Annotated in this window: 8 protein-coding genes and 1 pseudogene; 1 reads left to right on the forward strand and 8 read right to left on the reverse strand. The window is 70.9% G+C overall.

Annotated features, from left to right (window positions below; translation table 11 throughout):
• Positions 1–244: pseudogene (locus E7Z54_RS03630) on the forward strand (A/G-specific adenine glycosylase); the annotation flags it as partial.
• Positions 245–254: 10 nt separating this feature from the next.
• Here the strand turns inward: E7Z54_RS03630 and E7Z54_RS03635 are convergent.
• From E7Z54_RS03635 to E7Z54_RS03670, 8 genes are all read right to left on the reverse strand, one after another.
• Positions 255–2,837 (reverse strand): ATP-dependent Clp protease ATP-binding subunit, encoded by a 2,583-nt coding sequence (locus E7Z54_RS03635; protein WP_206055985.1) that lies wholly within the window; start codon positions 2,835–2,837, stop codon positions 255–257.
• Positions 2,838–2,991: 154 nt separating this feature from the next.
• A complete protein-coding gene (locus E7Z54_RS03640) occupies positions 2,992–3,318 on the reverse strand; it encodes a histone-like nucleoid-structuring protein Lsr2 (protein ID WP_136431646.1) in 327 nt (108 codons plus the stop codon).
• Positions 3,319–3,594: 276 nt separating this feature from the next.
• Complete coding sequence (locus E7Z54_RS03645) at positions 3,595–4,368, reverse strand: type III pantothenate kinase (RefSeq protein WP_136431647.1); 774 nt, start codon at positions 4,366–4,368, stop codon at positions 3,595–3,597.
• A 1-nt stretch (position 4,369) separates the two neighbouring features.
• Positions 4,370–5,293, reverse strand: a complete 924-nt coding sequence (gene nadC, locus E7Z54_RS03650; protein WP_136431648.1) for a carboxylating nicotinate-nucleotide diphosphorylase — start codon at positions 5,291–5,293, stop codon at positions 4,370–4,372.
• On the reverse strand, positions 5,290–7,026 hold the full coding sequence (locus E7Z54_RS03655) for an L-aspartate oxidase (RefSeq protein WP_136431649.1): 1,737 nt from the start codon (positions 7,024–7,026) through the stop codon (positions 5,290–5,292). The genes nadC and E7Z54_RS03655 overlap by 4 nt, the downstream gene beginning before the upstream one ends.
• A gap of 26 nt (positions 7,027–7,052) precedes the next feature.
• Positions 7,053–7,472 carry an aspartate 1-decarboxylase gene (panD, locus tag E7Z54_RS03660; RefSeq protein ID WP_136431650.1) on the reverse strand — a complete coding sequence of 140 codons (420 nt, stop codon included), beginning with the start codon at positions 7,470–7,472 and terminating at the stop codon, positions 7,053–7,055.
• Entirely contained in the window at positions 7,472–8,440 is a 969-nt protein-coding gene (gene panC, locus E7Z54_RS03665; protein WP_136431651.1) for a pantoate--beta-alanine ligase, read from the reverse strand. Before panC ends, panD begins: the two co-directional genes overlap by 1 nt.
• The coding region (locus E7Z54_RS03670) for a Rossmann-like and DUF2520 domain-containing protein (RefSeq protein WP_136431652.1) at positions 8,437–9,106 on the reverse strand (670 nt) is incomplete at its 5' end. The genes panC and E7Z54_RS03670, both read right to left, overlap by 4 nt.

The following is a 9,106-nucleotide window of genomic DNA, read 5'->3' on the forward strand; positions in this document are numbered from 1 at the left end:
GTGGCAGGCCGCCGGCGCCCCGGCGTACGACGGACCGCCGCGCCCCGCGCAGGCCTACGCAGGAACGGACCGTCAGTGCCGCGGCCGGCTCCTGGCCGTGCTCCGGGACGCCCCGGGCGCGGTCACCAGGGCGCACCTGGAGACGACATGGGACGAGCCCGTCCAGCGAGAGCGAGCACTGGGCTCACTCGTCGCGGACGGGCTCGTGGTGGCGACCGCGGACGGCCGCTACGCGCTTCCCTGAACCGACCCGGTCACTCGCCGTTGGCTCGCGGCACGTCCGACGGCCCCGCCTCGCCCGAGGCCTCGGCGGGGTGGTCAAGCTGTCCCTCAGGGGAGACGGTCTCCAGCGGCGGCATGTCCGGCAGCTCGCTGACCTTCTGGCCCTCGAAGGTGAAGGCCGCGTCCGGACCGTCGCCGTCGACGTCGACCAGCACGATCTGGCCCGGACCCACCTCGCCGTAGAGCATCTTCTCGGCCAGGGTGTCCTCGATCTCGCGCTGGATCGTGCGCCGCAGCGGACGCGCGCCCAGCACCGGGTCGAAGCCCCGCTGAGCGAGCAGGTTCTTCGCCCGCTGGGTGAGCTCGAGCCGCATGTCGCGGTCCTTCAGCCGCAGCTCGACGCCCGCGATCATGTTGTCGACCATGTGGATGATCTGGTCCTGGGTCAGCGGCGGGAACACGATGATCTCGTCGACCCGGTTGAGGAACTCGGGACGGAAGTGCTGCTTCAGCTCCTCCGACACCTTGCCCTTCATCCGCTCGTAGGACCCCTCCTTGTCACTCCCCTGCTGGAAGCCGAGGTTGACGCCCTTGGAGATGTCGCGGGTACCGAGGTTGGTGGTCATGATGATGACGGTGTTCTTGAAGTCGACCACCCGGCCCTGGGAGTCGGTCAGGCGACCTTCCTCCAGGATCTGCAACAGGCTGTTGAAGATGTCGGGGTGCGCCTTCTCGACCTCGTCGAAGAGGACCACGGAGAACGGCTTGCGGCGCACCTTCTCGGTGAGCTGGCCGCCCTCCTCGTACCCGACGTAGCCCGGAGGCGAGCCGAACAGCCGGGAGACGGTGTGCTTCTCGCCGAACTCCGACATGTCGAGCTGGATCAGCGCGTCCTCGTCGCCGAAGAGGAACTCGGCGAGCGTCTTGGACAGCCAGGTCTTACCGACACCGGAGGGGCCGGCGAAGATGAACGAGCCACCGGGACGCTTGGGGTCCTTCATGCCGGCACGGGTACGACGGATCGCGCGGCTGAGCGCCTTGACCGCCTCGTCCTGGCCGATGACCCGCTTGTGCAGCTCGTCCTCCATCTTGAGCAGTCGCGTCGACTCCTCCTCGGACAGCTTCACGATCGGGATCCCGGTCGCGACCGCCAGCACCTCGGCGATCAGCTCCTCGTCGACCTCGGCGACCTCGTCCATGTCGCCGGCACGCCACTGCTTCTCGCGCTCGGCCTTGGCGAGGATCAGCTGCTTCTCCTCGTCGCGAAGTCGCGCGGCAGCCTCGAAGTCCTGGCCGTCGATGGCCGCCTCCTTGCGCTGGCGCACCTCGGCGATCTTCTCGTCGTACTCGCGCAGGTCGGCGGGTGCCGTCATCCGGCGGATCCGCAGCCGCGAGCCGGCCTCGTCGATCAGGTCGATCGCCTTGTCGGGCAGGAACCGGTCGGAGATGTAGCGGTCGGCGAGCGTCGCCGCGGACACCAGCGCCTCGTCGGTGATCGTCACCCGGTGGTGTGCCTCGTAGCGGTCACGCAGGCCCTTGAGCATCTCGATCGTGTGGGCGATCGACGGCTCGGCGACCTGGATCGGCTGGAAGCGGCGCTCCAGCGCGGCGTCCTTCTCGAGGTACTTGCGATACTCGTCGAGCGTGGTCGCGCCGATCGTCTGCAGCTCGCCGCGAGCCAGCATCGGCTTCAGGATCGAGGCCGCGTCGATCGCGCCCTCGGCCGCGCCGGCCCCGACGAGGGTGTGGATCTCGTCGATGAACAGGACGATGTCGCCGCGCGTGCGGATCTCCTTGAGCACCTTCTTGAGGCGCTCCTCGAAGTCGCCGCGGTAGCGGGATCCCGCCACCAGGGCGCCCAGGTCGAGGGTGTAGATCTGCTTGTCCTTGAGCGTCTCGGGCACGTTGCCCTTGACGATGTCCTGCGCCAGGCCTTCGACGATCGTCGTCTTGCCGACGCCGGGCTCGCCGATCAGGACCGGGTTGTTCTTGGTACGTCGCGAGAGGATCTGCATGACCCGCTCGATCTCCTGCTCGCGCCCGATGACCGGGTCCAGCTTGCCCTCGCGGGCGTCCTGGGTGAGGTTGCGCCCGAACTGGTCGAGCACCAGGGAGGACGACGGCGCGTCGCTTCCGCTGGCACCGGTGGCCGCGGCCGCCTGACCGGACTCCTTGCCCTGGAAGCCGGACAGCAGCTGGATGACCTGCTGGCGGACCCGGTTGAGGTCGGCGCCCAGCTTCTGCAGCACCTGGGCGGCGACGCCCTCTCCTTCGCGGATCAGGCCGAGCAGGATGTGCTCGGTGCCGATGTAGGAGTGGCCGAGCTGCAGCGCCTCGCGCAGCGACAGCTCGAGCACCTTCTTGGCGCGCGGGGTGAAGGGGATGTGGCCGGAGGGAGCCTGCTGCCCCTGGCCGATGATCTCCTCGACCTGGGCACGCACCGCCTCGAGGCTGATGTCGAGGCTCTCCAGCGCCTTGGCGGCGACGCCCTCACCCTCGTGGATGAGGCCAAGCAGGATGTGCTCCGTGCCGATGTAGTTGTGGGACAGCATGCGGGCCTCTTCCTGGGCCAGCACGACCACCCGACGGGCTCGGTCTGTAAACCGCTCGAACACCTGTCGCTCCTCACGCTCACGGGGCTGTTCGTCAGGGGATACAACCCCGCGGACAGCCTACGCGTTCCAGGTGAACGTCCAATCGCGCTCCGCTCTCAGCGAACATCCACGCCCGGGCGGCGTCCACCGGGACGGAGGACGCCGCCCACGGCGATCAGTTCGCCGACTCGAACGCCTCACGGACGTCGGCGGGGATCCGGCCGCGGTCGGGCACCTTGAAGCCGTTGGAACGGGCCCACTCGCGGATCTCCTTCGCGGACGCGCCGCCACCGGTGCTGACCGCGGCAGTACGGCGTCGACCGCCGCGGCTCACCTTGCGGGCGTGGCCGACGAAGGTCGCCACTGCGTTGCGCAGCTGCTCGGCGTGCTTGTCGTTGAGATCGATCTCGTAGCTGGTCCCGTCGAGGGCGAACGCCACGGTCTGCGTGGCCTCGGAACCGTCGATGTCATCGACGAGGACGATGTTGACCTTTTGCGCCATTTCTGCGGATATCCCTTCGGCGGTCTGATGTGATCGGCCACGATATTGGATATTCGGCGGAAATAGAAACCGCGAAGCGGATTGTCCCCAGAACCGGGTACGGCCTACAACATCGAATTCTCCCACCCGGGTCGAATATCGCACGCCGGCACGGCTTCGCGAAGAACCGCGAAGAACCCCGAAGAAGCCCCAAGCACCCCGAAGCACTCTGCGGCGGTGCCGATCGGGTACCGGAACAAGCTGCCCAGGCGTCGAACACGAGCTGCGGCGCGTGGTCTAAGTGTTGCGGAGGAATGCCTTCTCCAGCCCGCGTAGCGTCAGCCACGGCGAGCGATCGGTGAAACATCGACATTCCTCGATCACGAGCGGGGCGAGATATCCGGTGGCGATCACGCGCACTTCGGAGGCCGGCCGGCCCAGAGCGCCGATCAGCCGCTCGACCATTCCCTCGACCTGGCTGGCGACACCGAACACCATTCCGGACTGCAGCGCCTCGACGGTGTTCTTCCCGATCACGCTGCGTGGCCGCACCAGCTCCACCATGCGCAGCTGTGCGCCCCCGCGGCTGAGGGCCTCCAGTGAGATCGCGATGCCGGGCGTGATCGCGCCGCCGACGTAGCGGCCCTGGTCGTCGACCACGTCGAACGTGGTGGCGGTACCACCGAAGGCCACCACGATCGAGGGACCCGGGTAGTCCGAACTCGCGGCCAACGCGTTGACGATCCGGTCGGCGCCGACCTCACGCGGGTTGTCCACGAGGATCGGCACCCCGGTCCGGATCCCGGGCTCCACGATCACCTGCGGGACCTCGGGGAAGTGGCGCGTCAGCATCGCGCGCCACTCGTGGAGCACGGCAGGCACCGTCGCGCAGACCGAGATCCCGGAGATCCCGTCCAGCCGCGCACCGACGAGTCCCCGGATCAGCACGGCCCACTCGTCCGCCGTGCGCCGCTCGTCCGTGGACACCCTCCAGTCGGCGCCGACCTCGCCGTCGAGGATCAGGCCCAGGACGGTGTGCGCGTTGCCGATGTCGACGGCCAGCAGCGTCATCTCAGCCTCCGTCGGTGGGGCGCAGGTCCATGCCGAGGTCGAACACGCTCACCGAGTGGGTCAGCGCGCCGACCGAGATGAAGTCCACGCCCGTGAGCGCGACCTCGCGAGCCCGCTCGAGGGTCAGCCCGCCGGATGCCTCCAGCGTCGCGTGGCGGCCGGACTCGTCGCGGATCCGCACCGCCTCCCTCATGGTCTCCGACGACATGTTGTCGAGCAGGATCTCGGTGCAGCCGGCCACCAGGAGCTCGCGCAGCTGGTCGAGGTCGGTCACCTCGACCTCGACCCGCAGGTCCGGGTGGGCCGCCCGCACGGCGCGATAGGCGGGCACCACGCCGCCGGCGGCCAGCACGTGGTTGTCCTTGACCATCGCGCGGTCCGACAGGCTGAACCGGTGGTTGACGCCGCCGCCGCAGGCCACGGCGTACTTCTGGAGCGCACGCAACCCGGGGAGCGTCTTGCGGGTGTCGAGCACCCGAGCGTCGGTCCCCTCCAGGGCCTTCACCCAGGCGGCGGTCGCGGTGGCGACGCCCGAGAGGTGGCAGGCGATGTTGAGCGCGGTCCGCTCGGCGGTCAGCAGGCCGCGGGTCGACCCGGCCACGGTCAGCACCGCGTCACCGGGTGCGACGGCGGTCCCGTCGGCTGCCCGGCCGGACACCTCCACCTCGGCGCCGAGGACCGTGCGGAACACCAGCTCGGCGATGGCGAGGCCGGCGACCACACCCGCCTCCCGCGCGTTGAAGTCGGCGACCCCGCGAGCGTCGGCGGGGATCGTCGCCACGCTCGTCACATCCTCGGTCGGGACGTCCTCGTGCAGGGTCGCGACGACGAGGTCGTACGTCGAGCGCGCGTCGAGTCCCGCATCCTCCAGCTCGGTGGCGAGACCGGCGGGCAGGTCGTCGTACGGGGTCAGCGGCAGGCTCATGCCGGCTCATCCTTCCGTGCGCCCCTGGGCGTGGACGGGTCGGTGGTCGGCGACGGGGTGAACGCGACCGTGGTGACCCCGTCGGACATCCGCACGTCGAAGTGGCCGGCCCAGTGCACGTCGTCGCGCTCCGGGAAGTCCTCGCGCCAGTGCGAGCCGCGGGTCTCCTCACGGAGCGCCGCGGCGTCCGCGAGCGCGGCAGCGATGGTGACCAGGTTGGTGGTCTCCCACGCGTCCTGGTCGACCAGGTCGGAGGCGCGCCCGGCGAGCTTGTCGAGCAGCGTCGCCGCCTCGGTCAGCCCGGGCTCGGAGCGCAGCACGCCCACCCGCGACGACATGGTCTCCTGCAGCTCGCGGCGGACGTCCCCCGAGACCAGCCCGGCCGTACGTCGGTCCTCGGCGGGCTCGCGCCAGGGCAGCAGCTCTCCGGGCAGCACCTCGGCGATCCGCCGCGAGAACACCAGGCCCTCGAGGAGCGAGTTGGAGGCCAGCCGGTTGGCGCCGTGCACGCCCGAGCAGGCGACCTCCCCGGTGGCGTAGAGCCCGGGCAGGTCGGTGCGGCCGTGGAGATCGGTTCGCACGCCGCCCGAGGCGTAGTGGCAGGCGGGCGCGACCGGGATCAGCTGCGTCACCGGATCGATGCCGTGCGAGCGGGCGGTGGCGAGGATCGTGGGGAACCGCCGCTGCCAGAACTCCGCGCCGAGGTGACGGGCGTCCAGCCACATGTGCGGCCGGCCGGTCTCGAGCATCCGCTTCATGATGGTCTTCGCGACGACGTCGCGCGGTGCGAGGTCGGCGAGCGGGTGGACGCCCTGCATCAACCGGGTGCCGCCCTCCTCGGGCAGGCCGTCGACCACCACCGCACCCTCACCGCGGACGGCTTCGGAGATCAGCGGCTGCTGACCGCGCGAGTCCGGGCCGAGGTACATCACCGTCGGGTGGAACTGCACGAACTCCAAGTCGCGCAGCGTCGCGCCGGCACGCAGCGCCAGGGCCATGCCGTCGCCGGTCGCCACAGCCGGGTTGGTGGTCTGGGAGAACACCTGGCCGAGCCCGCCGCTGGCAAGGACGACGGCGCGGCAGTGGACGGCGCCGACGCCGTCGCGCTCGCCCTCGCCGATCACGTGGAGCGTCAGCCCGGCGATGCCGACCACGCCCTCGGCATCCTCGCCGAGGAGCAGGTCGACCGCCAGGGCGTGCTGGATCACCTCGATGTCCGGGGCGGCCTGTACGGCGGCGATGAGGGCCCGCTGGATCTCGGCCCCCGTCGCGTCGCCGCCGGCGTGGGCGATCCGGTCCCGACGATGGCCGCCCTCGCGGGTCAGCGAGAGCTCGCCTTCGGCGGTGTGGTCGAACCTGGTGCCGAGCGCGATCAGCTCCCGCACCGCCTCCGGGCCTTCGTTGACCAGGGCACGCACGGCGTCGCGGTCGCAGGCGCCCGCGCCGGCGACGAGGGTGTCCACCTCGTGCTGCTCAGGGGTGTCCTCCGGGCCGAGGGCCGCCGCGATGCCACCCTGGGCCCACTGCGTCGAGCCCGCGTGGAGCACGTCCTTGGTCACCACCAGCACCTTCTCGACGTGCTCGCGAAGCCGCAGCGCGGTGGTCAGCCCGGCGATGCCGGAGCCCACGATCACCACGTCGGCGCGGGTGGTCCACCCGGGACCGGGAGCAGTCAGTCGTCCCGGGAGACGACGGACCGCTGCCGGCGCGGCGGAGGGCTCGGGGTCGGACATCCCTGCAGGCTAGCGATCGTCGCGGCTCAGTGAGCGGCGGTGACGTCACCGCGGGACAGCACGGGGTCGCCGAAGGTGTCGGCCGGGTCGAACCCGGTGGCCAGGATCTTGTTGCCGGCGTCCACGAAGACGACGCTCGGCTGGAACTCCTTGGCCTCCTCGGTGGTCATCTGCCCGTAGCCGATGAGGATCACCAGGTCGCCCGGGTGCACCAGCCGTGCCGCCGCGCCGTTGATGCCGATCACGCCGCTGCCCCGCTCACCGGCGATCGTGTACGTCTCGAGGCGGGCGCCGTTGTCGATGTCGACGATGTGCACCAGCTCGCCCGGAAGCAGGTCGGCCGCGTCGAGCAGGTCCTGGTCGACGGTGACGGAGCCGACGTAGTGCAGGTCGGCCTGGGTCACCGTCGCCCGGTGGATCTTGCTCTTCATCATGGTGCGCAGCATCAGCTGACTCCCGTGTTGTCGGCGGTGCCCCCCGCTGACGCGGTGGGGCCCAGGGTGATCGGCAGGTTGTCGATGAGGCGATTGGATCCGATCCTGGCGGCGATGAGCGCCCGGGCCTCGGTGCCCGGCGGGACGGCGGCCGGCAGCTCGGTCAGCTCCGGGCTGAGGATCGTGAAGTAGTCGAGGTCGACGCCGTGGGCGTCGCGGAGCTCGGCCCGACCCTCGTCCATGGCGACGTCCAGGCCGAACTCGGCCCCCGCCTCCCGCGCCGCGAACAGCACCCTGCTCAGGGTGACCGCCTGTCGGCGCTGCTCCTCGTCGAGGAAGCGGTTGCGGCTGGAGCGGGCGAGGCCGTCCGGCTCCCGGTCGGTCGGTGCGCCGACGATCTCGATGCCCATGCAGAGGTCGGAGACCATCCGCCGGATCAGCACCAGTTGCTGGTAGTCCTTCTCGCCGAAAATCGCGACGTCCGGCCGAACCAGGCCGAAGAGCTTCGCCACGACGGTCAGCACGCCCCGGAAGTGGCCCGGGCGGATCGCCCCCTCCAAGATGTCGGCGAGGTGCCCCGGCTGCACCGTGACGGCGTCGCTCGCACCGTGCTCGTGGGGAACACCGTCGGGGTACAGGTCCGCGACGACGGGCGCGAACACGACATCCACGCCCTCCCGGGCGGCGACCTCGAGGTCGGCGTCAAAGGTCCGGGGGTACCGGTCGAGGTCCTCGCCCGCGCCGAACTGCAGCGGGTTCACGAAGATCGACACCACCACGACCCCGTGGGCACCGGCCCGCTCCCGCGCGGCTCGCATGAGTGTCGCGTGGCCCTCGTGCAGCGCCCCCATGGTCGGCACAAGCACGACCGGGCCGCTCTGGTGACGGTCGCTGGGCGACCTCCTCGACCTCCGTCCCGCGAGCAGGCCGGAGAGATCCTCCCGGCTGCGCGCGACAGCCGGGGTGGTCAGGGTGGTCATCCGCGCTCGACCTCGCTCGGAGCGGACGTCCGCGTGAACTGCGCTTCGAGATCCGGCCCGCCGTAGACGCTCAGCAGGTCGGCAATCCGCTGTGCGCGGATGGGCAGCAGGCGGCCGTCGGTGACCGACCGGTCGAGCGTGGCCCACGCCATCGCGACGTACGACGGCAGCGTGTCGGGCGCATTGACCGAGATGTCGTCCAGGTGGGCCGCGACCGTCTGGACGTCGCCGCGGACGATCGGGCCGGTCAGTGCGGCATCACCGTGGGCGAGCGCGTTGTCCAGCGCCGCGTCGAGCAGCGGGCGGAGCGTGCCGGCAGGGTCGTCGACGCCGGCCGCCGCCAGCAGGCCCATCGCCTCGCTCACCAGGGTGACCAGGTGATTGGCACCGTGGGCCAGGCCGGCGTGGTAGAGCGTGCGCATCTCCTCCGGCACCCAGGTCGCGCGACCGCCCAGGTCGCGGACCAGCGCCTCGGCGAGCCCGTGCTCGGCGGTCTCGGCGGTCAGGCCGAACACGCATCCCTGGAGGCGCTCGAGGTCCACGGCGGTGCCGGTGAAGGTCATCGCCGGGTGCAGCGCGACGACGCGCGCGCCGACGGCCGCCGCCGGGGCGAGGACGGCGAGGCCGTGCCGCCCGGAGGTGTGGGCGACGATCTGGCCCGCGCGG

This window comes from Nocardioides sp. (assembly GCF_004803405.1).
Taxonomy (GTDB): domain Bacteria; phylum Actinomycetota; class Actinomycetes; order Propionibacteriales; family Nocardioidaceae; genus Nocardioides; species Nocardioides vastitatis.

Excerpts from the sequence above, each read along its gene's own strand:
- panC (WP_136431651.1), bottom strand. The coding sequence starts at position 8,440 with ATGACCACCCTGACCACCCCGGCTGTCGCGCGCAGCCGGGAGGATCTC.
- E7Z54_RS03655 (WP_136431649.1), bottom strand. The coding sequence starts at position 7,026 with ATGTCCGACCCCGAGCCCTCCGCCGCGCCGGCAGCGGTCCGTCGTCTC.
- nadC (WP_136431648.1), bottom strand. The coding sequence starts at position 5,293 with ATGAGCCTGCCGCTGACCCCGTACGACGACCTGCCCGCCGGTCTCGCC.
- E7Z54_RS03645 (WP_136431647.1), bottom strand. The coding sequence starts at position 4,368 with ATGACGCTGCTGGCCGTCGACATCGGCAACGCGCACACCGTCCTGGGC.
- E7Z54_RS03640 (WP_136431646.1), bottom strand. The coding sequence starts at position 3,318 with ATGGCGCAAAAGGTCAACATCGTCCTCGTCGATGACATCGACGGTTCC.
- panD (WP_136431650.1), bottom strand. The coding sequence starts at position 7,472 with ATGCTGCGCACCATGATGAAGAGCAAGATCCACCGGGCGACGGTGACC.